Source organism: Streptomyces sp. NPDC093071, from assembly GCF_044754545.1.
In the GTDB taxonomy this organism is placed as follows: domain Bacteria; phylum Actinomycetota; class Actinomycetes; order Streptomycetales; family Streptomycetaceae; genus Streptomyces.
In genome coordinates, this window is sequence record NZ_JBIVPH010000003.1 from 524,254 (window position 1) to 550,014 (window position 25,761).

Consider the following 25,761-nt stretch of genomic DNA (forward strand, 5'->3'; position numbering starts at 1 on the left):
GAAAGCCGTGTTCGGCAACTATCTGATCGGCCTGCGCGAGGGCCTCGAAGCCAGTCTGATCGTCTGCGTCCTCGTCGCGTACCTGGTGAAGACCGGGCGCCGGGACGCGCTGCGGCCGGTGTGGGCCGGCGTCGGCGTGGCCGTCGGGGTGTCCCTCGCCTTCGGCGCCGTCCTGGAGTTCGGCTCCCGGGAGCTGACCTTCGAGGCGCAGGAGCTGCTCGGCGGCTCGCTGTCGATCGTCGCGGTGGTCCTGGTGACCTGGATGGTCTTCTGGATGCGGCGGACGGCCCGGCACCTGAAGGACGAGCTGCACGGGAAGCTGGACGCGGCGCTCGTCATGGGCACGGGCGCGCTGGTCGTCACCGCCTTCCTCGCAGTGGGCCGCGAGGGCCTGGAGACGGCGCTGTTCGTGTGGGCGTCGGTACGGGCCTCGTCGGACGGCACGGCCGCCCCGCTCGCCGGGGTCCTCCTCGGCCTGCTCACGGCGGTCCTCCTGGGGTGGCTGTTCTACCGGGGCGCGGTGCGGATCGATCTGGCGAGGTTCTTCACCTGGACCGGCGGGATGCTGGTCGTGGTGGCGGCGGGCGTCCTCGCGTACGGCGTGCACGACCTCCAGGAGGCGCGCTTCCTCGGCGGCCTCGCGGACAAGGCCTTCGACGTCTCGGCGGCGGTGCCGCCGGACAGCTGGTACGGCACGCTCCTCAAGGGCGTCTTCAACTTCCAGCCGAACCCGACGGTCCTTCAGGTCACGGTGTGGGCGCTGTATCTGGTCCCGACGCTCGCCCTGTTCCTGGCCCCGATAGGGTCGGGTCCGTCCGCGCGGGTGAAGAAGCAGAAGGCGACCGATGAGCAGGCTGAGGGTGGGGCGAGCGCCGGGACGACCGCGTGAGCGGTGGCCGGCGCGACCGGTGAGACTGCTCGCGGCGACGGCGGCCGCGACCGCCCTGGCGCTGACGGCGGGCGGCTGCGTGACGGTGCACGGCGAGCTGGCGATCGTGTCCCCGGTGACGGAGGCCGAGGCGGCGGAGGTCCTGGCGGACTTCACGAGCGCCTTCAACCGCGCCGACAAGGCGTACGACCCGGCCCTCGACGCGGACCGGGTCACCGGGCCGCTCGGGGAGATCAACCAGGCGGGGCTGCGCGCCCGCGCGGTCACCAGCCCCGGCGGCAACGCGAAGCACAAGCCGCTGGAGCTGACGGACGCGCGCTTCCTGCTGCCCCGCAAGGCGGGCTGGCCGCGCTGGTTCGTCGCGGACACCGACTCCAACCGGGACGTCGACCGGGGCCCGGGGGACCAGCGCTGGCTGCTGGTCTTCGTGTGCAACGGTCCCCAGGAGCGCTGGGAGGCCGCCTATCTGAGCATCCTCGACGCGGACGAGCTGCCCGCGTTCGCCGAGGAGGAGGGGCACGCGGTGCCGGTCGACGCGGACGACGACGCGCTGGCGGTCGCGCCCGGGAAGCTCGGCGCGGAGTACGTCGCGTACCTGCGGGACGGGAAGCCGGGGCCGTTCGCGGCCGGACCGCACACCAGCGAGTGGCGGGCGCAGCGGGAGAAGGCCGCGAAGCGGCCGGGGCTCGCCACCCAGTACGTGGACCGGGTCGCCGACCGGGGGGACTTCGCGCCGCTGGGGCTGCGGACCCGGGACGGGGGCGCGCTCGTCTTCTTCGCGACCCGGTACTTCGAGCGGCAGACGGCGGCGCCGGGCTACCGGCCCAAGGTGCCCCGGGACGTGAAGGCGCTGATGACCGGCGAGGTCACGAACACGGTCACCCGGGAGTGGGTGTCCAGCCAGTCCGTCCTGGTGAAGCCGGCGGGCACGACCCGGGACGGGGTCGCGATCGCGGGCCGGCTCCAGGGCGTGGTGGGCGCGGTGGGCTCGTAACGCTCCGGAGCGCTTGGTCTCCGGCCCGTCTCGTCGGGTTCAGCGAGTGAGCGGCCAGGCGATCTCGTGGGCCGCGTGCTCGCCGTCGCCGGCCGCGCCGCGCTCGGCCGCGTGGCGGGCGCAGGCGTCCTGGAGGGTCTCCAGGAGGTTCAGCGGGTCGGGCAGCGGGTGCTCGGGGCCCCGGATCCAGGAGACGACCGGATGGGCGTCCTCGTCGCCGGGGAGCCGGGCCGGGGGGACGAGGACGTAGCTGCCGCGGCAGTGCCAGCGGAGCCCCGGGTGCTCGTCCATGGTCTCGGGGTGGCAGTCGAGCTCACAGGGCCACCACTCGTCCTCGTCCTCGGGGGTGCCCCGGGTGGCGGTGAAGAAGAGCATCCGTCCGCCGTCGGGGCCCTCGGCCGGGGACTCGGCGAGCGGGCCGACCTCGACGCCCTCGGCGAGGAGGCGCTCCAGGGCGGCGCGGCCGGCGGCCAGCGGCACGTCGAGGACGTCGTGGACCATGCCGGTGGCGGTGACGAAGTTCGCCCGGGGCTCGTTGCGGACCCAGCGCTCGATCTGGCCCCGGTCGGTGGTCGACTGGGTCTGCCAGGCGAAGGAGACGGGGTGCCGGGCGGGGGTGGGACAGCCGATCCGCTCGCAGGAACAGCTGTAGCCGACGGGGTACGCGGCGGGGGCCAGGGGCAGCCCGGCGGCGGCGACGGCCAGGAGCAGCTTCTCGCGGTCGTTCCCGTCCTCGGCCGCGTCGCGTTTGGGACGCCTGCGCAGCCACTGCGCGAGTCTGCTCTCCGTGCCGCGGTAGCGGCCGATGCCGTCGCCCATCTATCCCCTCACAACCTCGCGCTCGCCCGTTCGGCTCTGCCCATGGTCCCACCATCCTGCGCCCCGGGTGACCGGAGTACGGAACCGGGGTGGCCGCCGGGCCCTCAGGATCTTGGGGCGAGGCCCCGCAGGACGTGGTCGACCAGGGAGTCCGCGTAGGCGTGGGTGAGCGGCAGGGTGCGGTGGATCCACCGGTGGTGGAGCGGGCCGACCAGGAGTTCGACGGCGAGGCGGGGGTCGGTGCCGGGGTCGACGTCACCGGCCTCCCGGGCCGCCTCGATGCGGCGGACGTAGTACTGGAGCTGGGGTTCGAGCAGCGCCTCGGTGAAGCGGGCGCCGAGGCCGGGGTCGACGATCCCCTCGGCGGCGAGGGCGCGGGTGGGGCCGTCGAAGACGGGGTCGTTCAGCTCGTCGACGGTGGCGCGCAGGACGTGCTTCAGGTCGGCGGCGAGGTCGCCGGTGTCGGGGATCTCACTTCCGCCGTCGCCGTCCAGGGCCTCGTGGGCGCGGACCTGGAGGTCGAGGAAGGCGTCGAGGAGGACGGCCGCCTTGGAGGGCCACCAGCGGTAGATGGTCTGTTTGCCGACGCCGGCGCGGGCGGCGATGCCCTCGATGGTGGTCTTCGCGTAGCCGCTCTCGGAGACGAGGGCGAGGGCGGCGTCGAAGATGGCGCGGCGGGAGCGCTCGCTGCGGCGGGAGGCGTCGGGGGCGGCCTTGGGCGCGGGTGCGGCCTCGGGCGCGGGGGTGGACGCGGGTGGGGGCGTGGGCTCGGGCATGGGGCCAATCTAGCAGCAGACGAGACGTTACGTCTCGTCGTGGCGGATGGTCATCGAACCACCCGAACGGTCCACTGCGCGGAGCGCCCCGAGGGCGGACCATGGGTCCACCGCATCGCGGCCTTTCCGCCCGTCCGCCCGTGAGGAGCCCTTCTTGCGCACCACTCCGCGCTCGCCCTCGCCCCGCCGTTACCTGATGTGCCCACCCGCGCACTTCACGGTGACGTACTCCATCAACCCCTGGATGGATCCCACCAAACCGGTCGACCCCCGGCTCGCCCTCGCCCAATGGGAGGACCTGCGGGACCGCTACCGCGCGCTCGGCCACACCGTGGAGGTCCTGGAGCCGGACCCGGCGCTCCCGGACATGGTCTTCGCGGCGAACGGCGCGACCGTCGTCGGGGGCCGGGCCCTCGGCGCGCGGTTCGCCTATCCGGAGCGGGCGGCCGAGGCCGACGCGCACCTGGACTGGTTCCGCCGCCACGGCTGGGCGGAGGAGGACCTGCGGGTCCCGCAGCACGTGAACGAGGGCGAGGGCGACTTCGCCGTCACCGCCTCCTGGATCCTCGCCGGGCGCGGCTTCCGCGCCAGTCCGCTCTCGCACGGCGAGGCGCAGGAGTTCTTCGGGCGGCCGGTGATCGGCCTGGACCTGGTGGACCCGCGCTACTACCACCTGGACACGGCGCTGTGCGTCCTGGACGACGCCGGCGACGAGGTCATGTACTACCCGGCCGCCTTCTCCCCCGGCAGCCGGGCGGTGCTGGCCCGACTCTTCCCGGACGCCCTGATCGCGACGGAGGAGGACGCGGCGGCCTTCGGGCTCAACGCCGTGAGCGACGGGCGGAACGTCCTGCTGCCGCAGGCGGCGGTGGGCCTCTTCGAGCCGCTGCGCGAGCGGGGCTTCGAGCCGGTCGGCATGGACCTGAGCGAGCTGCTCAAGGGCGGCGGCAGCGTGAAGTGCTGCACGCAGGAGCTGCGGCCGTAGCGCCCGCGTGAAGCGCGCCGCCGCCCTCGCGGGGGCGGCGGCGCGCCGGGCCCCCTAGGGTCCGTCCGGTACGAAGGCGCCCGCCGCGGCGGCGGCCAGGGTCGCCGTGACGGCCCGTTCCGCGTCGGCGGGGGTCAGCTCCTCGTGGGTGACGGCGAACCGGTAGTAGAGCGGGGCCGAGACCGCGCGGAGCAGTTCGAGCGGGTCGGTGCCGGGCGGGAGCTCGCCCCGGGCCTCGGCCCGCACCGCCACCGGGGCCCATTCGGCGAGGCGGGTGCGGTAGAAGCCGCCCAGGGCGCGGGCGCACTCCTCGTCGCAGGCGGCCGCGGCGACGACGGCCCGGAAGACGGGGCCCATCCGGGGATCGGTGAGGGTCTCCAGGACCAGCGCGGCGTTGGCCCGCAGGTCGCCCGCGAGGCCGCCGGTGTCGGCGGCGGGCAGCGACTGCTCGGCCATGTCGTCCAGGAGGTCGGCGACCAGGGCGGCCGGGGAGCCCCAGCGGCGGTAGACGGTGGTCTTGCCGACGCCCGCGCCCGCGGCGATCCGGTCCATGTTCAGCGCGTGGAAGCCGGAGGCCGCCAGGGCCTCCTGCGTGGCGTCGAGCACGGCCCGGCGGACCTTGGCGGTACGCCCACCGGGCCGCCGGGCACCAGGCGCGGGCACCGCGGCTCCTTCCGGGACTGCCGGAGCTTCCGGGGCTTCCGGTACTTCCGGAGCCCCCGACCCTCCACCCAAACGGGAATCCTGTTCCATTAACGCTCCTCACCCTGCTACCGTCTGGACCATCTTAACGGAACTCATGTCCCTTTAAGGGGTCCCAGCATGACTGCCCTCGACACCCCGCCCGTCCCGGCCGCGTCCCAGGCCGCCCAGGCCACCGCCGCCCCCCGCATGGACGGGCGGATGCGGCTCGTCCTCGTCGTCCTCCTCGTCGCCCAGTTCATGCTGGCCGTCGACTTCTCGATCCTGAACGTCGCCCTGCCGGTCATCGGGGAGGGACTCGGCTTCTCGCTCGGCGGCCTCCAGTGGATCGCCACCGGCTTCGCCCTCGCCGCCGCCGGCTTCACCCTCCTCTTCGGGCGGATCGCCGACCTCCTCGGCCGCCGCCGGATCTTCCTCGGCGGCATGGCCGTCCTCGGCGCCGCCTCGCTCGCCGGAGGCCTTGCCACCACCCCCGAGCTGCTCATGGCCGCCCGCGTCGCCCAGGGCCTCGCCACCGCCGCCGTCACCCCCGCCGGGCTCTCGCTGCTGACCTCCGCCTTCCCCGAGGGACCCCTGCGGGAGAAGGCCCTCGGCCTCAACGGCGCCCTGATGTCCGCCGGGTTCACCACCGGGGCCGTCCTCGGCGGCGTCCTCACCGACCTGCTCTCCTGGCGCTGGGCGTTCTTCGTCAACGTGCCGGTCGCCCTCGCCGTCCTGCTCGTGGCCCCCGCCGTCGTCCGGGAGAGCCGCCCGGCCGTGCGGCCCCGCCTCGACGTGCCCGGCGCGGTCACCGTCACCGGCGGCCTCCTCGCCCTGGTCTACGGGCTGACCGCCGCCGGCGAGCACGGCTGGACCGACCCCGGCGTCCTGGTCGCCCTGGTCACGGCCGCCGCCCTGCTCACCGCCTTCCCGTTCGTCGAGCGGCGCTCCGCCGCGCCCCTCGTCCCGCTCCGGGTCCTGAAGCGCCGCACGGTCGTCCTGGGCAACCTCGCGGGGCTCGTCGCCTTCGCCACCGAGACCTCGCTGGTCTTCCTGATGACGCTGCACCTCCAGGACGTCCTGGGCTTCTCGCCGCTCGCCGCCGGACTGTCCTTCGGCGTCCTGGGCGCCGGCACGGTCCTCGGCGGGCTGCTCGCCCCGCGCTTCATCGGCCGCTTCTCGCCCCGCACCGCCCTGATCGCGGGCGGCATCCTCCAGGCCGTCGCCACCCTCTCCCTGGTCGGCCTCGGCGACGGGCGGAGCACGTACGGGCTGCTGCTCGCCGCCACCTTCGCGGGCGGCGTCGGCAACATGCTGGCCATCGTCGGCTTCATGGTGACGGCCACCTCCGGGCTGCCCGACGCCGAGCAGGGCATGGCCACCGGCATCGCCACCATGACCCAGCAGGTCGGCATCACCCTGGGCACCCCGGTCATGAGCGCCGTGGTGGTCACCGCCGCCACGCTCCCCGACGGCATCGGCCGCGCGGTCCTCGTCAACGCGGCCGCGGTCCTCTTCGCCGTCCTCGCCCCGGCCCTCCTCCTGCGCCGGAGCCGCCGCGGCGCGCCTCAGACGGAGGCGGCGGGGGCACGGAAGTAGTGCCCCGCCTCCAGGTCCTCCAGGAGCCCCGGCCGTACGGGCCGCCATCCCGTGAGCTCGCGAGTCAGCGCGCCGGAGGCCGGCTGGTCGGCGGCGAGCACGGCGACCAGCCACCCGAAGTGGCCGGCGGCCTCCTCGGGCGGCACGGGGGCGGTGGGCAGGCCGAGGCGGCGCCCGACGACCTCGGCGATGTCCCGCAGGGCGACGCCCTCCTCGGCGACGGCGTGCAGCGTCGAACCGGCCGGGGCCGTCTCCAGGGCGATCCGGAACACGCGGGCGGAGTCGTCGCGGTGGACGGCGGGCCAGCGGTTGGTCCCGTCGCCGTAGTAGCCGGCGACGCCCTGCTCGCGGGCGGTCCGGACCAGGGTCGCGACGAAGCCCCGGTCCCCCTCGCCGTGGTTGGTGCGCGGCAGGCGCACGACCGAGGAGCGCACCCCGCGGTCCGCGAGCCCGAGCACGTACTCCCCGGTGGCCATCCGGGCCACCGCGCCGGCGGCGGCGGGCGGGACGGCGTCCACTGGGGGCACGTCGTGCCCGTCGCGCTCCGTGGCCGTCCGGCCCTCCTCCACGGGCGTGCCGGAGGCGAGGACGAACGGCTTGCCGGTGCCGGTCAGCGCCTCCGCCATCGCCTCGACGGCACGGCGGTCCGCCTCGGCGGCGGCCCTCATGTCCCCCCGGGCGAAGGCGGTCTCGTGGTCGAACGCCAGGTGGATCACGCCGTCGGAGGCGGCGGACGCCTCGCGCAGGACGTCGAGGTCGTCGAGGGAGCCGCGGACCGCCTCGGCCCCGGCGGCGGCGAGCGCGGCGGCCGAGGCGTCGGAGCGGGCGAGCCCGACGACCCGGTGCCCCGCGTCGACGAGGTCGGGGACGAGGGCGGAACCGATCCACCCGGTCGCGCCGGTGACGAGAACACGCATGGGAAAGACCTCCTTGTGCGAGCCGCTGCCGGGGGGCCGGCGGACGCGGCACCACGGAACCGATGACAGCCGCTGACATCGAAGCTAGCACGCGATGACAGCGACTGTCGTCGCGTACTATCGGGGCATGGGGAGATGGGAGCCGAACGCGCGCGGCCGGCTGGAGCAGGCGGCACTGGAGCTGTACGGCGAGTACGGGTTCGACGCGACCACCGCGAAACAGATAGCCGAGCGGGCCGGGCTGACGGAACGGACCTTCTTCCGGCACTTCGCCGACAAGCGCGAGGTGCTCTTCCCGCACGGGAACCCGCTCCTGGAGCGGGTGGTCGGCGCGCTCGCCGACGTCCCGCCGGACACGGCGCCGATCGACGCCGTGTCCGCCGCCCTCCAGGCGGCCTCGGAGCTCTTCCGGGAGCGGAGGGACCTGGCCCGGCGGCGTCAGGCCGTCATCGCGGCCCACGCCGAGCTACGGGAGCGCGAGCTGGTCAAGCTGGCCGCCCTGGCGGCGACCCTCGCCGGAGCGCTGCGGGAGCGGGGCGTGCCGGAACCGGCCGCCCGCCTCGCCGCCGAGGTGGGCATGGCCGCCTTCGGGGTCGCCTTCGACCGCTGGATCACGGACCCGGAGGGCCTGGACCCGGCCCGCCTCGTCCGGGACGCCTTCACGGAACTGAAGGCGGTGGCCTCGGGCGGGGGGCTGTGACTCCGGCCGGGTCTCAGCGGGTGTCGTCCGCCCCCTCCGGCGGCCACGGGTCGCCCCACTCCGCGTCACGGGCCTGCTTGTAGAGGGGCCCGTGGCGCTTGGTGACGGTGTCGCGGGAGAGGCCCTCGGCGTCGCAGAGCTCGAACTGGACCAGGCCCTTGCGGATCTGCGGCCTGCGGACGATCCGGGCGGCCGCCGGGGCCACCGGGAACCGGACGGCGGCCACGTACGCGTACTTCTCGTCCTCGTACGGCAGCGAACCGCCCTTCACCTTCCGGTGCAGCGAGGACCGGCTGACCCGGGCCGCGAAGTGGCACCAGTCCGTGCCGGGCACGATCGGGCAGGCCCCGCTGTGCGGGCAGGGCGCGGCGACGGTGAACCCGGCGCCGACGAGCAGGGCGCGGGCCGCGATGATCCGCTCGTAGCCGTCGGGGGTGCCCGGCTCGACCACCACGACGGCCCGTGCCGCGCGGGCCGCCTCGGTGACGAGCGAGGTCCGGTCGGCCTCCGTCAGCTCCTTGAGGACGTACGAGACGGTGACCAGGTCCGTGTCGGCGAGGCGCAGCGCGCCGCCGATCCGCTCGCGCCGCCACTCCGCGTCGAGGACGCCGCCGGCCAGCTCGCGGCCGAGCGCGAGGGCGGGCTCGGCCCAGTCGAGGACGGTGGTGCGGGGCGGCCGTCCGCCCCAGGCCTCCGCGACGGCCCAGCTCGCCGCGCCCGTGCCGCCGCCGACGTCGGTGTGGGTGCGCGGCTCCCAGTCGGGCGCGGCGTCCCGCAGGGCGCCCAGGGCGCCCCGTACCGCCTCGAAGGTCGCCGGCATCCGGTACGCGGCGTACGCGGTGACGTCGGAGCGGTCGCGGAGGACGGGGGCGTCGGTCGGGGTGGTGCCCCGGTAATGGGCGATCAGCCGCTCGACGGCCCGGGCGGCCCGCTGGGGCGGCAGGCCGTCGAGGAGCCCGGCGAGGGCGGCGCGCAGGGTGTCGGCGGAGGGGGCGGAGGCGTTCACCACGGCAGTCTAGGCGGCCGGGCCCGGCGCCTTCCCCGCCTGCGCGGCGCCCGCTCCGGGGGCCGTCCGCCACGGGCGGCACAGGCCCAGGAAGCAGGCCAGGGCGAGGACGGCGCAGGTGAGCTGGACGACGGCCATCGGGACGGCCGTGTGCTCGCCCGCGATGCCGACGAGCGGGGAGGCGACGGCGCCGACGAGGAAGGAGGTGGTGCCGAGGAGGGCGGAGGCGGACCCGGCGGCGTGCGGGGTGCGCATCAGGGCCTGGGCGTTGGTGTTCGGCATCGCGAGGCCCATCGCGGACATCAGGACGAAGAGTCCGGCGGCCACGGGCACGAGCCCGGCCTTCCCGAAGACCCCGCTGGTCATGAGGAGCAGCGCGAGGGCGGCGAGGAGGATGACCGCGAGGCCCCAGCCGAGCACCTTGTCGAGGCTGACGCGGCCGACGAGGAGCTTGCCGTTGATCTGGCCGACGGCGACGAGGCCGATGGAGTTGAGGCCGAAGAGCAGGCTGAAGGTCTGCGGCGAGGCGCCGTAGATCTCCTGGACGACGAACGGCGACGCCGAGATGTAGGCGAAGAGGACGGCGAAGGCGAGGCCGCCGGTCAGCATGTAGCCGGTGAAGACCCGGTCCGCGAGGAGCCCCCGCATGGTGCGCAGGGCCTGGCCGACCCCGCCCTCGTGGCGGCGCTCGGGCGGCAGCGTCTCGTCGAGGAAGCGGTGGACGACGAGGGTGAGCAGGACGCCGACGCCGGTGAGGACGTGGAAGACGCCCCGCCAGTCGGTGATCCGCAGGATCTGTCCGCCGATGAGGGGGGCGACGATCGGGGCGACGCCGGAGATCAGCATCAGGGTGGAGAAGAAGCGGGCCATCTCGACGCCGTCGTAGAGGTCGCGGACGACGGCGCGGGCGATGACGATGCCGGCGGCGCCCGCGAGGCCCTGGAGCAGCCGGAAGCCGATGAGGGTCTCGGCGGTGGGCGCGAGGGCGCAGACGGCGGTGGCGAGGACGTACACGATCATGCCGGCGAGCAGCGGGCGGCGGCGGCCCCACTTGTCGCTCATGGGGCCGACGACGAGCTGGCCGAGGGCCATGCCGGCGAGGCAGGCGGTGAGGGTGAGCTGGATGGTGGCGGCGGGCGCGCCCAGCGCGCCGGTGACCTCCGGCAGGGCCGGGAGGTACATGTCCATGGAGAGCGGGGGAAGGGCCGTGAGGCCGCCCAGGACGAGGGTGACGAGCAGCCCGGTCCGCCGGGCGGCGGCGACGCCGGGGGCGGCGGGCGCGGGGGCGGCGGGGTCGGCGGTCGCGGCGGGGACCCCGGCGGCGGCGAGGGCACCGGGCGCGTCGGGAGCGACGGGCCCGGTTTCTTCTATGTTCCCTTGTGTTGTTTTCTGACCGCTCTCCGGCATCGACCGCTCCATTTCGTTGAAACCTTGCCTATGCTCTCAGCTCGACCGGCATGGTCGAGACCTCTGCGAGACGGGTGGGGAACATGGGTGGGACGGTGCGCTGGGGAATCCTGGCGACGGGCGGCATCGCGGAGCGGTTCACCACCGACCTGCTGACGCTCGACGACGCCGAGGTGGTGGCGGTGGCCTCCCGCAGCGAGGCGCCCGCGAAGGCCTTCGCGGAGCGGTTCGGGATACCGAGGGCGTACGGGGAGTGGGCCGGGCTCTTCGCCGACGAGGACGTCGACGTGGTGTACGTGGCGACCCCGCACCACGCGCACCGGACGGCGGCCGGCCTCGCCCTGGAGGCGGGCAAGGCGGTGCTCTGCGAGAAGGCCCTCACGCTCAACGCCCGGGAGGCGGCGGAGCTGGTCGCCCTCGCCCGGGACCGCGGCCTCTTCCTGATGGAGGCCATGTGGATGTACTGCAACCCGCTGATCCGGCGGATCGCGGAGCTGGTGCGCGACGGGGCGGTCGGCGAGGTCCGCACGGTCCAGGCGGACTTCGGGCTCGCGGGCCCGTTCGGGGCGGACCACCGGCTGCGGGACCCGAAGACGGGCGGCGGGGCGCTGCTCGACCTGGGGGTGTACCCGGTGTCGTTCGCGCAGCTGCTGCTCGGCGAGCCGGACTCGGTGCAGGCGCACGCGCTGCTCTCGCCGGAGGGCGTCGACCTGAACACGGCGATGCTGCTCGGCTGGTCCGGCACGGGCGCGTCGGCCCTGCTGTCCTGCTCGATCGCCGCGGACACCCCCCTGACGGCCTCGGTGACGGGCTCCCTCGGCCGGATCGACGTGCCGCGCGGCTTCTTCTTCCCCGAGCGGTTCACCCTGCACCGGAACGGCGCCGAGCCGGAGGAGTTCGTCGCGGAGGCCGATCCGCACTCCTTCCGGCACGAGGCCGCCGAGGTGATGCGCTGTCTGCGGGCGGGCGAGCGGGAGTCCCCGCTGGTGCCGCTGGACGGCTCGCTCGCGGTGATGCGGACGCTCGACGCGGTACGGGACCGCGTCGGCGTCCGCTACCCCGGGGAATGACCGGAGGGCGAGGGGTCAGGCCGGGGTGAGCCCCGGGTTCCCCGCCTCGGTGACGAAGGAGGCGGCGGTGGTGACGGGGGCGCCCGGGGTCGTCACGTACGGGACCGTACGGAAGTCGGCGCGGGCGCTCTCGCGGCCGAGCAAGACCTTCGCGTAGCCCCGCCGCCCGTTGAAGAACCGCAGGTGCGGGTTGGCCTGCGTGAGCCTGTCGTAGTTCGAGGGGCGGTCGGCGCCGTCCTTGCCGCTGGTGATCGAGGTGGTGACGATCTCGGTGCCGACGGTCCGGGAGGACGGGTCGCGGAAGTCGGCCTTGAGGTCGAGGCCGTAGGAGACGTGGACGTCGCCGGTGAGCACCATCAGGTTCTCGACGCCGGCGGCCTCCGCGCCCGCCAGGATCCGCTGCCGGGAGGCCGGGTAGCCGTCCCAGGAGTCCATGGAGAGCTTGAAGTCGGCGGTGGCGCGGTCGCGGCGCTCGGCGAAGACGACCTGCTGGGGCAGGACGTTCCAGCGGGCCCGGGAGCGGCGCCAGCCGTCGAGCAGCCAGCGCTCCTGGGTGGCGCCGGTCAGGGTGCGCGAGGGGTCCTCGGACTCGGGCCCGGGGACCTGCCAGCCGTCGCCGTACGCCTGGTCGGAGCGGTACTGGCGGGTGTCGAGGATGTCGAACTGCGCGAGGCGCCCGAAGCTCAGCCGCCGGTACAGCCGCATGTCCGGGCCGTCGGGGAGCTGGGGGCGGCGCAGCGGCTGGTGCTCCCAGTAGGCGCGGTAGGCGGCGGCGCGGCGGAGCAGGAACTCCTCCGGCGGGACGGTGTTCTCGGGGGTGTCGCCCGCGTAGTTGTTCTCGGTCTCGTGGTCGTCCCAGGTGACGACGAAGGGATGGGCGGCGTGCGCGGCCCGCAGGTCGGGGTCGGTCTTGTAGAGGGCGTAGCGGAGCCGGTAGTCCTCCAGGGTGAGCGTCTCGCGGTTGAAGACGGCCGGCAGGACGCGGTCGGTGTAGGAGCGGGCGCCGCCGGTGGCGTCGACGGCGTACTCGTAGAGGTAGTCGCCGAGGTGGAAGACGACGTCCACGTCCTCCTCGGCGAGGTGGCGGTAGGCGGTGAAGTAGCCGTCGTGGTACGCCTGGCAGGAGACGGCGGCGAGCGAGAGCGCCGTGGTACGGGCGTCGGGGGCCGGGGCGGTGCGGGTGCGGCCGACCGGGCTGGTCCAGGCGCCGACGCGGAAGCGGTAGAAGTAGGCGCGGCCGGGCGCGAGGTGCTCGATCTCGACGTGGACGGTGTGCCGGAACTCGGGGTGGGCGGTGGCGGCCCCGCGCCGCACGACGCGCCGGAAGCGCTCGTCGTGGGCGAGCTCCCACTGGACGGGGACCCGCCGGTCGGGCAGCCCGCCGCCGGGCTCGAAGGGACGGGGCGCGAGCCGGGTCCAGAGCAGGACCGAGCCGGGCAACGGGTCGCCGGAGGCGACGCCCAGGGTGAACGGGTCCTCGGTGACGCGCCGGGCGTCGAGTTCGGCGGCGGCCGCGGCGCCGGCGGCGGGCAGCTGGGTGGCGAAGGCGAGCGCGGCGGCGGCGCCGGTGACGGTGAGGAACCGCCGCCGCCCGAAGTGCCGTGCGGCGTCCCGGAGTTCCTGATGATGCTCATGCGTCCGACTCATGTGCCCCTCCCCTGACGAATGCGATGCGCTCGTCATTCGAGGGGGCCGGGGCGACCACGCGTTGTCGGGTACAGGACATCCACGTGTCGGACGGATGAGTTCACGGTGCATGCGTCTCGCGTACGCTGCGCGCCCATGAGCATCGCAGTGGTGACGGGAGCGGGTTCGGGCATCGGCCGGAGCGTGGCCCTGGCCCTGGCGGCGGCGGGCTGGTCGGTGGCGCTCGCGGGCCGCCGGGCGGAGGCCCTGGAGGAGACGGCGGCACTCGCCCCGGACGGGGACTTCCTGTGCGCCCCGACGGACGTGACGTCGGAGACGGAGGTCGCGGCCCTCTTCTCGTCGGTACGGGACCGCTACGGGCGCGTGGACCTGCTCTTCAACAACGCGGGGACGTTCGCGGGCGGCGGGACCCCGGTCGAGGACCTGGACCCGGCGACCTGGCGGGCGGTCGTCGACGTCAACCTGACGGGCGCGTTCCTGTGCGCGCAGGCGGCCTTCCGGGCCATGAAGGAGCAGGAGCCGCAGGGCGGCCGGATCATCAACAACGGCTCGATCTCGGCCCACGTGCCGCGCCCGCACTCGATCGCGTACACGGCGACGAAGCACGCGATGACGGGCCTGACGAAGTCCCTGTCCCTGGACGGGCGTCCGTACCGGATCGCCTGCGGCCAGCTCGACATCGGCAACGCGGCGACCGACATGACGGCCCGGATGCAGGCCGGCATCCTCCAGGCGGACGGCCGGCTGGCGCCGGAGCCGGTGATGGACGCGGCCGACGTGGCGGCGACGGTGGTGCACATGGCGGGGCTGCCGCTGGAGGCGAACGTGCAGTTCGCGACCGTGATGGCGACGGCGATGCCGTACGTCGGCCGGGGCTGAGACCCCGGCCGGCGCGCGGTACCGCGCCGCGCCCCGGGGCCTGTCCGGCGGATCAGGACCGGGCGGGACGCGGCGTCCGGCGAGGTGCCGTGCCGGGCGCCGCGGCCCCGGCCGTGATCCGCCGGACGGGCCCTACGCCTGCCCGGTCTCGAACCGGGCGATCTTCCCGTCCTCGACGGTGAACCGCCAGCGGGTCCGCATCTCGCCCCAGGTGTCGTTGCGGTAGCGGGCGACGAGGTCGCGCCCGTCGGCCTTCTGGGACTCGATCTCCATGTGGCCGCGCGAGGAGAAGACCTCCTTCTCGGTCCAGGCGTCGAGGTCCCGGTCGGTACCGTCGTCGGACATGGTGGCACCGGGCGCGAGGGCCGCCCGGAAGGCCTCCTGGTCGTTGGCGTTGAGGGCCGCGACGAAGGCGCGCACGGCCGGGTCGGAGAGCTGCTCCACGGGAATGGTCATGCCCTACCCGTACACCTCCCGCCCCGCCCTCCCCCCGGAACCGGGCCGCACGCCCCGGCGTGTCAGCGCCCGGGCTGGGCCACCTGGGCGAGCAGGGCGCGGCTCTCCTCGGCGGTCAGGGCGCGCTCCAGGACCAGTTCGCCGGTCATGCCGGGGAAGAACCGGCCGGCGGGCCAGCTCCGCTCGTACGGGGGCGGGTCGAGGACCACGAGGCGCACGCCGTCCACGACGGGGACGTCGGCGGGGTTCCCCTCGTTCCAGATCCACTCGCCGTCCGCGCCGACCAGGTTGAAGGAGCCGGTGGTGGGCGTCTGGCCGGGCAGGTCCCGGCACATCGCGACGGCCTCGGGCGAGGGCGCCGTGCCCGGCAGGTGCCCGCCGCCGATCAGGGCGTCGGCGAGGAGGGTGTGGAGCTGGAAGTTGTCGCCGATGCCGGAGGCGCGCAGGGCGAACCCGGCGCCGGTGGCGCGGTCGATCGCGACGAACGGCTCGTCGTCGAGGACGGCGAGGGCGTAGACGAGGCACTGGAACGGTTCGCCCGACAGCCCGGCGGTGCGCGTCACGGCGTCCCGCAGCCCGGCCCTGCCGGGGACGGTCCGGCGTACGGCCGGGGAGTTGAGCATCGCCACGCACGCCCTCTCGAAGTGCGGGAGCGACTGCCAGGCCATCACCGGTCCGAAGCCGAACCGCTTGAAGTCGGCGTCCTCCAGGCCCTCGCCCTCGTGGGACGGCAGCTCGCCGCGGCCGGCCTCCTTCCAGGCGGCGCAGAAGCCGGCCGCCCGCTCGAACGCGCCCCGGGCACCCTCGAAGACGGCGGGCGCGCAGGCCAACGGATCGGCTCCCCGCTCGACGCAGGCGCCGATCAGGACGGCGATCGTGCCGCGGGGGCCGGGCGGGACCTCGTCGAGGAAGGCGGCGAGGCGCGGCCCCGCCTCGTGCAGCTCCGCGTCCCCGGCCCCGCCCGCCGCGGCCAGCAACCGCTCGAAGGCGTCCTCGGCGGCGTCCGGGTCCTGGGCCCGTACGGCCGTCTCGAAGGCCGCCACGGCAGCCGGGAATCGCTTGCGTCCGAATATCACCCGCGCACCCTAACCGAATATCCGTTCGAGCCCCGGTCAGGGCCTCACCGCCGCCCCGCGACACCCGGAAAGCCACGGTGGGCACCACCGCCCCCGGCGCGCGCTCGTCCACGGAGAGCGCGAGGCGGAGAAACGGTCCGGCCCGGCGGCTCGTGCCGCCGGGCCGGACCGACCTGTCGGTGGGGCGGCACGTCGCCGCGCCCCTCCGTCACTGGGGCGGCGTGTCCTGATCACGGCCCATCTGCCGCTTGAGCCTGTCCTGGGCCGTGTCGACCTGGCCGCTGTACTTGCCCTGAGTCTTCTCGTCGACGAAGTCCCCTGCCTTGTCGACGCCCTTCCCGGCCTGGTCCTCGTGGCCCTTGAACGCCTGCTTGAGCTTGTCCAGCATCGACATCGCGGTACTCCTCGAAGTCTGTCCGTCAACGGGCACCTCCAAGGGTCCCCCCTCACCGCCCCGGCCGCATCCGCGCGACCCGCAACTCCAAGAAGAAGGGCCCTGACCTGTGGTTTCACGGTCAAGGGCCCTGAGGGGCAGACGAGTCGGGCTGTACGCCGGGTTCTGTCCCCCGGGACCTCGCGGTCGTCGGGGTGACGGCCATCCATCTAGGGCCGGCGTTGCCGCCGGCCTCGTGCGGTCTACCCGCGGACTCGGGCGAGCAGCCCTCGAACATCCGCGCAGGGACACCGGAGCGTCCCCTCTTGACCTTGCTCCGAGTGGGGTTTACCTAGCCGCCTGAGTCGCCTCAGGCGCTGGTGGTCTCTTACACCACCGTTTCACCCTTACCGAGGACCGAGGTCCCCGGCGGTCTGTTTTCTGTGGCACTGTCCCGCGGGTCACCCCGGGTGGCCGTTAGCCACCACCCTGCTCTGTGGAGCCCGGACGTTCCTCGGGGAGGTCCGAAGACCCCCACGCGGCCGCCCGCCCGGCTCGTCTGCCGTGCCGACCATGCTACCCGCCGCACCGACCCGTGCTTGACCTTGCCGCAGCGTCAGGGTTTCTACTGGGCCCCATGCGTATCGGCGAGATCGCCGCCCTGGTCGGGGTCACCCCCCGGGCCGTGCGGCACTACCACCAGTCCGGGCTGCTGCCCGAGCCCGCGCGGCGGGCCAACGGGTACCGGGAGTACGGCGTCCGGGACGCCGTCCTGCTCGCCCGGATCCGGCGGCTCACCGAGCTGGGGCTCGGCCTCGACGAGGTGCGGGACGTGCTCGCGGGCGACGAGGGGCGGGGCCTCGTGGAGGTCCTGGAGGAGCTGGCCGACGACCTCGCCCGGCAGGAGGCCGTCCTGCGGGAGCGGCGCGAGCGCCTCGCCGTGCTCCTGGACGACGCCCGCGCCGGGCGGCTGCCCGCCGACGGGCCGGTCTCGCCGGAGTTCGCCGACCTGCTCGCCGGTCTGGGCGAGCTGCCCGCCTCCCCCATGGCCGTGAAGGACCGGCAGGTCCTCGCCCTGCTCGACGCCGTCGTCCCGGAGGAGGACCGGGCGCGCCTGATGGAGACCCTGCGCGGCACGGCCCCGTACGCGCACGAGGTGTACGGGCTCTTCGACGCCCTGGAGGACGCCGGGCCGGACGATCCCCGCGTGGGCGAGGCCGCCCGGGTGCTCGCGGACCGCCTGCCGGACATGCCGGGGGTCGAGCTGCCGGAGCGGAGCGCGGACGGGCGCGCCTCCGGCGCCCTCCTCGCCGACGCCGTCTTCGCGGACCTCTCCCCCGCCCAGGAGGCGGCCGTGCGCCTCGCGGTGCGGCTCGTCGGGGAGCGGCGGGAGGGGCGTGAGGGGTCTCGCGATCTCACGACAGGGGGAGCCCCGTGATGTCCGTGAGCCCGCTTCGGGACTGGCGGGAGGCAACCCCGTGATCTCCGTGCGCCCCCTCCGGCTCCTCGCCTACGCCGTGCTCCCCCTCGAAGTCGTCCTCGTCGGCTGCCTCGTCGGCGGCGTACGGATACCCGCTGCCGTCCTCGGCGTCGCCGAGGTCCTCGTGGCGGGGCTCCTCCTCGTCGAAGGGCTCGTCTACCTGCGGCTGCGGCGACGGGGGCTGTCGCGGCGGGACGCCGTGGCGGAGCTGGTGCCCGAGCCCGTGCTGCGGCTCGTCGGGCACGAGCTGCGGCTCCTCGCGAGCCTGGGGCGGTGGGTCGCGCGCAAGCCGCACGGGACCGCCGGAGCGGACGGGGTCTTCCCGCACGCCCGCGACCAGGCGGCGCTGATGTACGGCTTCGCGTTCGTGTGCGCGGTCGAGACGGTCGGCATGTCGTTCCTGCTCGCCCGCTGGCCCGTCGTCCACGGGATCGTCCTCGTCCTGGACGTCTACACCGCGCTCTTCGTCCTCGGTCTGCACGCCGCCTCCGCGACCCGCCCGCACGTCCTCGCCGGGGACGTCCTGCGGCTGCGGCAGGCCGCCCACGTCGACCTGCGGATCCCGCTCGACCGGATCGCGTCCGTACGGCGGGAGTCGCTGTTCTCGCACGAGAAGGCGGACGGCGAGCTGAACCTCGCCGTCGGCGCGCAGACCTCCGTCACCGTCGAGCTGACCGCACCGGTCGACGCGCCCCGGCTGCTCGGCGCGCCCCGGCCCGTACGGGTCGTCAGGGTCCACGCCGACGACCCGCAGGCCCTGTACAGGGCGGTGGACGAGGCGCTCACGCGGGCGCGAACAGCACCTTCGCCCGACCCGGGTCCGCCTCCGCGAGTCTGACCCGCAGCCACTCCCCCAGCGGCAGCGCGGACTCGCCGCCCGCGATCCGGGCGACCACCGCCGGGTCCTCCAGGTGGACGGTGCCGGTGGACGGCTCGCGCTCCTTGACGTCGATCACGTACGCGTCGAAGAGCTCCCCGATCCGGTCCTTCAGGAGCGCCGCCTCGACGATGTCGACGCTCTCGCGCTCGACGGCGTTGGCCCGGCGCGAACCCGCGGCCATCTCGTCGGGGAGCGCGGGCAGCGCGGCCCGCACCCACTCGGGCGGCTCGTCCCCGGCCACCGCCGCCACGCACAGCTCGCTCGCGTACCGGTCGACGAGACGGCGCAGCGGGGCGGTGCAGTGGGTGTACTCGTCGGCGACGGCGGCGTGCACGGCCGGGACGGGGACGTGGCCGTCGGTGAAGACGGTGTACCCGGCGCCGCGCAGGAGGGTGGTGCACTCCTGGAGGAAGGCGGCGTGGCGCGGGTTCGAGGGGTCGGCGGAGCGGACGACGTCGGCGTACGGGACGTGGTGCGGCCAGTCGACGCCGAGGGCCTGCGCGGAGCGGCGCAGCCGGGCGACGGCGCCGTCGGGCGCGGTGGGGAGGGTGCGCAGGATGCCGGTGCCGGCGGCGGTCATCAGGTCGGCGGCGGCCATGCCGGTGAGCAGGGAGATCTGCGCGTTCCAGCTCTCGGAGGGGAACGGGGCCCGGTAGACCAGGTCGTAGCCGTGGTCCTTCTCCACGATCTCCTGCTCGGGGACGTCGAGGGAGATCCCGCCGCGCTCGCTCTCGATGGCCTCGCGCAGGCGCCCGATCTCGCGGAGCAGGGCGACGGGCTCCTCGGCGGTGCCGGAGTCGATCTGCCGCTGCACGCCCGCGTAGTCGAGCTTGGCGCGGCTGCGGACGAGGGCGCGGCGGACGTCGGTGGCGACCCTGCGCCCCTCGGCGTCGAGGTCGATCCGCCACAGCACGGCGGGCCGGACCTCGCCGGGGAGGAGGCTGGCTGCGCCCTCGGAGAGGACGGCCGGGTGGAGGGGGACCTTGCCGTCGGGGAAGTAGAGGGTGAGGACCCGCCGGTGGGCCTCGGCGTCGAGCGCGGAGCCGGGTGCGACGAAGGCGGCGACGTCGGCGATGGCGTAGTGGACGCGGTAGCCGCCGTCGGCCCTGCGGGCCAGGTGGAGGGCCTGGTCGAGGTCGGTGGAGGAGGGCGGGTCGACGGTGACGAACGGCAGGTCGGTGGCGTCGTGCGCGGGGAGCCGGGGCGCCTTCGCGGCGGCCTCGGCCTCGGCGAGCACGGCGGGCGGGAAGTCCCCGGGGATCGCGAGCTCGGTCCGGAGTGCGCGCAGGGCGGCCCGCAGGGGAGCCTCGGCTGCGCCGGTCACGTGAAGGGGGCGGCGGGGCATGGACCGAGCGTAGGGGGCGGGGGCGGGTCCGTCATTTCGGCGGTGGGGGCGGGGGCGGCGGGGGCTTCGGCGGGGCGGTGCTCCCGGGCCGGCGTTTCCGGCTTCGGCGGCCCGGACCGGCGTTTCCGGCTCGGCGGCCCGGGCCGGCGGGGTGGCGCCGCTTTGTAGGCTGGGCGGCCGGGGCCGCACCCCCACCCCCGTCCGTACGAAGGAGAACCACCGTGCTCGTGCTGTTGCCGCCCTCCGAAGGCAAGGCTCCGTCGGGGAGCGGGGCGCCCCTCAAGCCGGAATCGCTGTCCCTGCCGGGGCTCGCGGAGGCGCGGGCGGCGGTCCTGGACGAGCTGGTCGAGCTGTGCGCCGCCGACGAGGAGAAGGCGCGCGAGGTGCTCGGCCTGAGCGAGGGGCTGCGCGGCGAGGTCGCGAAGAACGCCGAGCTGCGGACGGCCGGGGCGCGCCCGGCCGGGGAGGTCTACACGGGCGTCCTGTACGACGCGCTCGGCCTGGCGACCCTGGACGCGGCGGCCCGGGAGCGGGCCGGGGACGCGCTCCTGGTCTTCTCCGGCCTGTGGGGCGCGGTGAAGGTGACCGACCGCATCCCGTCGTACCGCTGCTCGATGGGGGTCAAGCTGCCGGGCCTCGGCGCGCTCGGCGCGTACTGGCGGGGCGCGATGGCCTCCGTCCTGCCCGAGGTGGCCGGGGACGGGCTCGTCCTGGACCTGCGCTCGTCGGCGTACGCGACGGCGTGGCGGCCGAAGGGCGCGGTGGCGGCGCGGACGGCGACGGTACGGGTGCTGCACGCGCCGACCCGGAAGGTGGTCAGCCACTTCAACAAGGCGACGAAGGGCCGGATCGTACGGAGCCTGCTGGAGGCGGGCGCGGACCCGGCCACTCCGGCGGAGCTGGTGGAGGCGCTGCGGGACCTGCGGTACGTGGTGGAGGAGGGCGGGAAGGCGGGGGCGCTCGACGTCCTGGTGGACGAGATCCACTGAGGTCTTGTTGCGTCCTACGCAACGCTCGTTGCGACCGGCGCTCACCCTCGACAGGATGAGGCCATGACGAGCGTGTTCGACCTTGCCCCGGAAGCCCCCGTCGTCCCCGTGGTGGTGATCGAGGACGCCGCCGACGCGGTTCCGCTGGCCCGCGCCCTGGTGGCCGGCGGGCTGCCGCTGATCGAGGTCACGCTGCGGACCCCGGCCGCGCTCGACGCCGTGCGGGCGATCGCGGACGGGGTGCCGGAGGCGGTCGTCGGCGCCGGGACCGTCGTCTCGGCGGCCGGAGTCGCGGACGCGGTCGGCGCCGGGGCCCGGTTCCTGGTCAGTCCCGGCTGGACCGAGCGGCTCCTCGGCGCGATGCGGGAGTCGGGCGTGCCCTTCCTGCCGGGGGTCTCGACGGTCTCGGAGGTCGTGGCGCTGCTCGAACGGGGCGTGGACGCCATGAAGTTCTTCCCGGCGGAGGCGGCGGGCGGCGTCCCGTACCTGAAGTCCCTCGCGGGCCCGCTCCCGCAGGCCCGCTTCTGCCCGACCGGCGGCGTCTCCGCCACGTCCGCCCCCGCCTACCTCGCCCTGCCGAACGTCGGCTGCGTCGGCGGCACGTGGATGCTGCCGCCCGACGCCCTCGCGTCCCGCGACTGGGCCCGCGTCGAGTCCCTCGCGCGCGAGGCGTCGGCCCTGCGGGTGCCGATCAGCGGCCGGTGAGCTCCACCGTGAGGTGGTCGGCCACCGGCCGGTAGCCGAGCCGCCGGTACAGGGCGTTGCTCGTGGGGTTGGCCAGGTCCGCGAAGAGCAGGACCTGCGCGGCCCCGGCGGCCCGGGCGGCGCGCGTGGCGGCGGTGGTGGCCCCGGCGGCGCATCCGCGTCCGCGCGCGGCGGGCGGGGTGTAGACGAGGTGGACGCGGGACTGGCCCTCGGCCACGGGTGAGAAGCACGCCATGGAGACGGGCCGCCCGCCGTCGTCTTCCCAGAGGAGCAGCCGACCGCCGGAGATCCGTTCCGTGACGGGCCCGGTGTAGTCCTCGTCCGGCTCCTCGCCGATGTCCCGGACGAACTCCCGTGCCCAGGCGGCGGCGAGCGGGATGTCGGCGGCGGTGGCGACGCGGGCGCGCCCGGCGGGGGCCGGGTCCGGCGGGGTGAGCGTCCCGAGCCGGAAGAGCCGCGTCCGGACGGTGGCGGTCCAGGGGCGGCCGGTGGCCTCCGCGAACGCCTCGACGGCCGCCGCCTCGCCCCGTACGACCGTCGCCCCTCCGTCCCCGAAGAGGTCCGGCTCCCCGAGGAGGTCCCGTGGGGAGGCGAGCGCGCGGGCCGCCTCCGGCGTGACCGCCCCGAAGACCGGCTCCCCCGGCACGGCCACCACGAGCACCCCGGTGACCCGCCCGTCGGGCTCGGTCCACCAGCCGAGCCGCCCGGCGGTGTCCACGAGCGTGAGCACGCCGGTGTTGCGGGCGGGCTCGGCGGCCGGCAGGGCGCCCGCGGCCGCGCGGAAGACGTCCGGGTCCTCGGTGAAGTGCCACGTCATGGACGGTGATGGTGGTATGGGGACGGGGCCCCGCGCCACCCGTTTCCCGAGCTCCCTAGCGGAGGTGCGAGGTGTCGTTGAGGAGGCGTACGGAGGCGTTGCCGTCCGCGTAGTAGGCGACGGCCGAGATCGAGGCGGCCGACAGCTCCATGCGGAAAAGGGACTCCGGCGGGGCGCCGAGGGCGAGCCGGACCAGGGTCTTGATGGGCGTGACGTGGGTGACGAGGAGGACGGTGCGGCCCGCGTGGGCGGCGGTCAGCCGGTCCCGGGTCGCGGCGACGCGCCGGGCGACGGTCGCGAAGCTCTCGCCGCCGCCGGTCGGCGCGGCCTTCGGGGAGGCCAGCCAGGCGTCGAGGTCCTCGGGGTACCGCTCGCGGACCTCGCCGAAGGTCAGTCCCTCCCAGGCGCCGAAGTCGGTCTCCCGCAGGCCCTGTTCGATCCGCACGTCGAGCCCGAGGCGGGCGGCGACGGCGGCGGCGGTCTGGCGGCAGCGGGTCAGGGGCGAGCTGACGATCTCCTGGATCGTGCCCCGGGCGGCGAGCGCGGCGGCCACGGCCTCGGCCTGCCGCAGCCCGGCCGCCGACAGCTCGGGATCGCTCCCCCCGCTCCCGGAGAACCGCTTCTCGGGCGTGAGCGCGGTCTCCCCGTGCCGCAGCAGCACGAAGGTGGCGGGCGCGCCCATGTCGGGCCCGGACCAGCCCTGCGGGGCGGTGCCCTGCGGCTGTACGGGGGCGGGTGCGTCGGCCCGCGTGGCGCCGGTGGTGGCGGTGCCGCTGGCGGTGGCGGTGGTCCCGGGCTCGTGGTCCGTCGACGCCAGGACGCCCGCCTCCGCCTCGAAGTCGCCCGAGGCGACCGGGGTGGAGGAGGTCGCGGTGGCGTCCTCGGCGGCGAACAGGCCGTCGTCCGTGCCGCCGTCCGTGGTGGGCCAGGCACCCGCGCCTGCGCCCGTACGGGCGTCGGAGGTCCTGGCGCTCGGGGAGCCGGAAGGCCCGGCGGGGGTCCCGGTGCTCGGCGTCCCGGCGGTTCCGGCGGTCGGCGTCCCGGCGGTTCCGGAAAGCGCCGCCCTCGCCCGTGCCGCTCCCGCCCGGGCGTCGCCCGGCGGGCCCGACGGGAGCGGGGCGGCGGCGTTGCGGGCGGCCGAGGCGTCCAGGGACGCCGTGGAGCCGGACGGCTCCCACTGGCGGCCGAGCCGCCCCGCGTCCATCGCCTCGTTCGCGAGCCGGTCCGCGTGCTTGTTCCGTTCGCGCGGGATCCACTCGTAGCGGACGCGGCCCGCCGGGAAGACCCGCCCGGCCTCGGCCGCGAGCGGCTTCATGTCCGGGTGCTTGATCTTCCAGCGGCCGGACATCTGCTCGACGACCAGCTTGGAGTCCATGCGGACGTGGACGGTGGCGTCCGGGAAGAGCTCCCGGGCCGTCTTGAGGCCCGCGACCAGGCCCTTGTACTCGGCGACGTTGTTCGTCGCCACACCGATGTACTCGGCGGCCTCGGCGAGCGTCTCGCCCGTCACCGCGTCCAGGACCACCGCCCCGTACCCGGCGGGCCCCGGGTTGCCCCGGGAACCCCCGTCCGCCTCGACGACGAGCTCGCGCGCGGAGGTCATTACAGGCCGGACTCCGAGGTGCGGACGAGGATCCGGCGGCAGTTCTCGCACCGGACGACCGCGTCCCGGGCGGCGGCGCGGACCTCGTTGAGCTCGGTGATGTTGAGCTCGATGTGGCAGCCCTCACACTTGCGCTGGTAGAGCCGGGCCGCGCCCACGCCGCCCTGCTGCTCGCGCAGCTTCTCGTACAGCTTGAGCAGGTCGGCCGGGACGGAGCCCGCGACGAGCTCGCGCTCCTTGGCGACGGAGGCGGCCTCGGCGTCCAGCTCGGCCTGGGCGGCGTCGCGGCGGGCGGTGGCGTCGTCGGTCTTGGCCTGGACGGCGGAGACCCGCTCGGTCAGCTCGGTCAGGCGCTCCTGGACCGACTCGCGGCGCTCCATGACCTCCAGGACGATCTCCTCCAGGTCGCCCTGGCGCTTGGCGAGGGAGACGATCTCGCGCTGGAGGTTCTCCAGGTCCTTCGGGGAGGAGACGGCGCCGGAGTCGAGGCGCTGCTGGTCGCGCGCGGCGCGCTGGCGGACCTGGTCGACGTCCTGCTCGGCCTTGGTCTGCTCGCGGCCGCAGTCGCTCTCCTCGGTCTGCGCGGCGACGAGCAGGTCGCGCAGCTGGGTGAGGTCCTTGGTGAGCGCCTCGATCTCGGCGTGCTCGGGCAGCGAGCGGCGCTTGTGGGCGAGCTGCTGGAGGCGTACGTCCAGGGCCTGGACGTCGAGGAGGCGGATCTGGTCGGCGGGCGCGGCGTTCAGTTGGGGGCTCCAGGAGAAGAGGTGTGGTGGGAGGACCAGGGGTCGGTGACCGTCTTCGAGACGTGGACGCGGAGGTCCCAGCCGTGACGGTCGGAGATCGCGTCGAGCTGCGCGGCGGCCTGCTCGCACCAGGGCCATTCGGTGGCCCAGTGGGCGGCGTCGACCAGGCCCAGCGGGGTGCGCTGGGTGGCCTCGGACACGGGGTGGTGGCGCAGGTCGGAGGTGAGGAAGGCGTCGACGCCGGCGGCGCGCACGGCGTCGAAGAGGCTGTCTCCCGAGCCGCCGCTGACGGCGACCCGGCGCACGGTCATGGCGGGGTCGCCGGCGACCCGGATGCCCTGCGCGGTGGCGGGCAGCCGCGCGGCGGCGCGGGCGGCGAACTCCGCGAGGGTCTCGGGGCGGTCGAGCTCGCAGATCCGGCCGAGTCCGTTCTCGGGGACGAGCGGGCCGGTGACGCGCAGGTCGAGGGCGCCGGCGAGGGCGTCGGAGACGCCGGGGTCGGCGGTGTCGGCGTTGGTGTGCGCGACGTGGAGGGCGATGTCGTTCTTGATGAGGTCGTGCACGACGCGACCCTTGAAGTGGCCGGCCGCGACCGTCGTCGTACCGCGCAGGTAGAGCGGGTGGTGGGTGACGATCAGGTCGGCGCCGAGGGAGACGGCCTCGTCGACGATCTCCTGGACGGGGTCGACGGCGAAGAGGACGCGGCCGACCCGGGCGTCGGGGTCGCCGCAGACGGTGCCGACGGCGTCCCACTGCTCGGCCCGGTCGGGCGGCCAGAGGGCGTCGAGTTCGGCGATGACTTCAGACAGACGGGGCACGGGGGAAAGGCTACCTGTCCCGCGTGCTCCGCCGTCCTGGCCTGTGGACAACCCCGCTCGGGCCCCGTCTCCCCTGTGGACAGTCCCGCTCGGACCCCGCCCCCTGT

General features: G+C 75.2%; 26 protein-coding genes and 1 other RNA gene. 11 read left to right on the forward strand and 16 right to left on the reverse strand.

Annotation, left to right across the window (positions count from 1 at the left end; all coding sequences use genetic code 11):
• The first annotated feature begins 7 nt into the window (after positions 1-7).
• Positions 8-889, forward strand: a complete 882-nt coding sequence (gene efeU, locus ACIQD7_RS13635) for an iron uptake transporter permease EfeU (protein WP_399755547.1) — start codon at positions 8-10, stop codon at positions 887-889.
• Positions 846-1,883 (forward strand): hypothetical protein, encoded by a 1,038-nt coding sequence (locus tag ACIQD7_RS13640; protein WP_402441693.1) that lies wholly within the window; start codon positions 846-848, stop codon positions 1,881-1,883. The genes efeU and ACIQD7_RS13640 overlap by 44 nt, the downstream gene beginning before the upstream one ends.
• A 39-nt stretch (positions 1,884-1,922) precedes the next feature.
• On the opposite strand, the gene ACIQD7_RS13645 is transcribed toward ACIQD7_RS13640, so the two are convergent.
• Both ACIQD7_RS13645 and ACIQD7_RS13650 read right to left on the reverse strand, forming a co-directional pair.
• Positions 1,923-2,702 carry a bifunctional DNA primase/polymerase gene (locus ACIQD7_RS13645; RefSeq protein WP_402441694.1) on the reverse strand — a complete coding sequence of 260 codons (780 nt, stop codon included), beginning with the start codon at positions 2,700-2,702 and terminating at the stop codon, positions 1,923-1,925.
• A 104-nt stretch (positions 2,703-2,806) separates the two neighbouring features.
• A complete protein-coding gene (locus tag ACIQD7_RS13650; RefSeq protein ID WP_402441695.1) occupies positions 2,807-3,478 on the reverse strand; it encodes a TetR/AcrR family transcriptional regulator in 672 nt (223 codons plus the stop codon).
• A gap of 154 nt (positions 3,479-3,632) precedes the next feature.
• On the opposite strand from ACIQD7_RS13650, the gene ddaH reads away from it, so the two are divergent.
• Complete coding sequence (gene ddaH / locus ACIQD7_RS13655) at positions 3,633-4,463, forward strand: dimethylargininase (RefSeq protein ID WP_373682837.1); 831 nt, start codon at positions 3,633-3,635, stop codon at positions 4,461-4,463.
• A gap of 54 nt (positions 4,464-4,517) precedes the next feature.
• Here ddaH and ACIQD7_RS13660 read toward each other — a convergent pair whose 3' ends face one another.
• Positions 4,518-5,126 (reverse strand): TetR/AcrR family transcriptional regulator, encoded by a 609-nt coding sequence (locus ACIQD7_RS13660; RefSeq protein WP_402441696.1) that lies wholly within the window; start codon positions 5,124-5,126, stop codon positions 4,518-4,520.
• A 159-nt stretch (positions 5,127-5,285) separates the two neighbouring features.
• On the opposite strand from ACIQD7_RS13660, the gene ACIQD7_RS13665 reads away from it, so the two are divergent.
• Entirely contained in the window at positions 5,286-6,743 is a 1,458-nt protein-coding gene (locus tag ACIQD7_RS13665) for an MFS transporter (RefSeq protein WP_402441697.1), read from the forward strand.
• Here ACIQD7_RS13665 and ACIQD7_RS13670 read toward each other — a convergent pair.
• Entirely contained in the window at positions 6,713-7,660 is a 948-nt protein-coding gene (locus ACIQD7_RS13670) for an SDR family oxidoreductase (protein ID WP_402441698.1), read from the reverse strand. The two genes, ACIQD7_RS13665 and ACIQD7_RS13670, sit on opposite strands and share 31 nt — an antisense overlap.
• A 127-nt stretch (positions 7,661-7,787) precedes the next feature.
• On the opposite strand from ACIQD7_RS13670, the gene ACIQD7_RS13675 reads away from it, so the two are divergent.
• A complete protein-coding gene (locus ACIQD7_RS13675; protein ID WP_402441699.1) occupies positions 7,788-8,360 on the forward strand; it encodes a TetR family transcriptional regulator in 573 nt (190 codons plus the stop codon).
• 13 nt (positions 8,361-8,373) lie between these two features.
• Here the strand turns inward: ACIQD7_RS13675 and ACIQD7_RS13680 are convergent, their stop codons facing one another.
• Together ACIQD7_RS13680 and ACIQD7_RS13685 are read right to left on the reverse strand one after the other, a co-directional pair.
• The gene (locus tag ACIQD7_RS13680) at positions 8,374-9,366 is read right to left on the reverse strand and encodes a small ribosomal subunit Rsm22 family protein (protein ID WP_402441700.1); all 993 of its coding nucleotides are present in this window, start codon (positions 9,364-9,366) and stop codon (positions 8,374-8,376) included.
• A 9-nt stretch (positions 9,367-9,375) separates the two neighbouring features.
• On the reverse strand, positions 9,376-10,773 hold the full coding sequence (locus tag ACIQD7_RS13685; RefSeq protein WP_402441701.1) for a Bcr/CflA family multidrug efflux MFS transporter: 1,398 nt from the start codon (positions 10,771-10,773) through the stop codon (positions 9,376-9,378).
• An 83-nt stretch (positions 10,774-10,856) separates the two neighbouring features.
• On the opposite strand from ACIQD7_RS13685, the gene ACIQD7_RS13690 reads away from it, so the two are divergent.
• Positions 10,857-11,843: a Gfo/Idh/MocA family protein gene (locus ACIQD7_RS13690; RefSeq protein ID WP_402441702.1), complete on the forward strand. Its 987-nt coding sequence runs from the start codon at positions 10,857-10,859 to the stop codon at positions 11,841-11,843.
• Between the two features lie 15 nt (positions 11,844-11,858).
• Here the strand turns inward: ACIQD7_RS13690 and ACIQD7_RS13695 are convergent, their stop codons facing one another.
• The gene (locus ACIQD7_RS13695; protein ID WP_402441703.1) at positions 11,859-13,490 is read right to left on the reverse strand and encodes an alkaline phosphatase D family protein; all 1,632 of its coding nucleotides are present in this window, start codon (positions 13,488-13,490) and stop codon (positions 11,859-11,861) included.
• Between the two features lie 135 nt (positions 13,491-13,625).
• Here ACIQD7_RS13695 and ACIQD7_RS13700 point away from each other — a divergent pair, with 135 nt between their 5' ends.
• Positions 13,626-14,369 (forward strand): SDR family oxidoreductase, encoded by a 744-nt coding sequence (locus ACIQD7_RS13700; RefSeq protein WP_402441704.1) that lies wholly within the window; start codon positions 13,626-13,628, stop codon positions 14,367-14,369.
• A 132-nt stretch (positions 14,370-14,501) separates the two neighbouring features.
• On the opposite strand, the gene ACIQD7_RS13705 is transcribed toward ACIQD7_RS13700, so the two are convergent.
• From ACIQD7_RS13705 to rnpB, 4 genes are all read right to left on the reverse strand, one after another.
• Positions 14,502-14,825, reverse strand: a complete 324-nt coding sequence (locus ACIQD7_RS13705) for a nuclear transport factor 2 family protein (RefSeq protein WP_351973782.1) — start codon at positions 14,823-14,825, stop codon at positions 14,502-14,504.
• Between the two features lie 62 nt (positions 14,826-14,887).
• A complete protein-coding gene (locus tag ACIQD7_RS13710; RefSeq protein ID WP_402441705.1) occupies positions 14,888-15,901 on the reverse strand; it encodes a hypothetical protein in 1,014 nt (337 codons plus the stop codon).
• Between the two features lie 208 nt (positions 15,902-16,109).
• On the reverse strand, positions 16,110-16,295 hold the full coding sequence (locus tag ACIQD7_RS13715) for an antitoxin (protein WP_121832500.1): 186 nt from the start codon (positions 16,293-16,295) through the stop codon (positions 16,110-16,112).
• A gap of 138 nt (positions 16,296-16,433) precedes the next feature.
• Positions 16,434-16,832, reverse strand: an RNA gene (gene rnpB, locus ACIQD7_RS13720) — RNase P RNA component class A.
• Positions 16,833-16,911: 79 nt separating this feature from the next.
• Here rnpB and ACIQD7_RS13725 point away from each other — a divergent pair.
• Together ACIQD7_RS13725 and ACIQD7_RS13730 are read left to right on the forward strand one after the other, a co-directional pair.
• Positions 16,912-17,712, forward strand: coding sequence for a MerR family transcriptional regulator (locus ACIQD7_RS13725; RefSeq protein ID WP_402441706.1), 801 nt, complete (start codon positions 16,912-16,914; stop codon positions 17,710-17,712).
• Between the two features lie 40 nt (positions 17,713-17,752).
• On the forward strand, positions 17,753-18,592 hold the full coding sequence (locus tag ACIQD7_RS13730) for a hypothetical protein (RefSeq protein ID WP_402441707.1): 840 nt from the start codon (positions 17,753-17,755) through the stop codon (positions 18,590-18,592).
• On the opposite strand, the gene ACIQD7_RS13735 is transcribed toward ACIQD7_RS13730, so the two are convergent.
• Positions 18,537-19,979: an RNB domain-containing ribonuclease gene (locus ACIQD7_RS13735; protein ID WP_161373545.1), complete on the reverse strand. Its 1,443-nt coding sequence runs from the start codon at positions 19,977-19,979 to the stop codon at positions 18,537-18,539. The two genes, ACIQD7_RS13730 and ACIQD7_RS13735, sit on opposite strands and share 56 nt — an antisense overlap.
• 221 nt (positions 19,980-20,200) lie before the next feature.
• Here ACIQD7_RS13735 and yaaA point away from each other — a divergent pair, with 221 nt between their 5' ends.
• Both yaaA and eda read left to right on the forward strand, forming a co-directional pair.
• Entirely contained in the window at positions 20,201-20,968 is a 768-nt protein-coding gene (gene yaaA, locus ACIQD7_RS13740; RefSeq protein ID WP_402441708.1) for a peroxide stress protein YaaA, read from the forward strand.
• Between the two features lie 63 nt (positions 20,969-21,031).
• The gene (eda, locus tag ACIQD7_RS13745) at positions 21,032-21,673 is read left to right on the forward strand and encodes a bifunctional 4-hydroxy-2-oxoglutarate aldolase/2-dehydro-3-deoxy-phosphogluconate aldolase (protein WP_402441709.1); all 642 of its coding nucleotides are present in this window, start codon (positions 21,032-21,034) and stop codon (positions 21,671-21,673) included.
• Here the strand turns inward: eda and ACIQD7_RS13750 are convergent.
• Genes ACIQD7_RS13750 through ACIQD7_RS13765 form a run of 4 tightly spaced genes read right to left on the reverse strand, consistent with a single transcriptional unit; the run spans position 21,660 to position 25,654 of the window.
• Positions 21,660-22,490 (reverse strand): GNAT family N-acetyltransferase, encoded by an 831-nt coding sequence (locus tag ACIQD7_RS13750; protein ID WP_402441710.1) that lies wholly within the window; start codon positions 22,488-22,490, stop codon positions 21,660-21,662. The genes eda and ACIQD7_RS13750 overlap by 14 nt on opposite strands.
• A 55-nt stretch (positions 22,491-22,545) precedes the next feature.
• Positions 22,546-24,093 (reverse strand): bifunctional RNase H/acid phosphatase, encoded by a 1,548-nt coding sequence (locus ACIQD7_RS13755; RefSeq protein WP_402441711.1) that lies wholly within the window; start codon positions 24,091-24,093, stop codon positions 22,546-22,548.
• On the reverse strand, positions 24,093-24,836 hold the full coding sequence (locus ACIQD7_RS13760) for a zinc ribbon domain-containing protein (RefSeq protein WP_202527619.1): 744 nt from the start codon (positions 24,834-24,836) through the stop codon (positions 24,093-24,095). Before ACIQD7_RS13760 ends, ACIQD7_RS13755 begins: the two co-directional genes overlap by 1 nt.
• Positions 24,833-25,654, reverse strand: coding sequence for a Nif3-like dinuclear metal center hexameric protein (locus ACIQD7_RS13765; protein WP_121833673.1), 822 nt, complete (start codon positions 25,652-25,654; stop codon positions 24,833-24,835). Before ACIQD7_RS13765 ends, ACIQD7_RS13760 begins: the two co-directional genes overlap by 4 nt.
• Between the last annotated feature and the right edge of the window lie 107 nt (positions 25,655-25,761).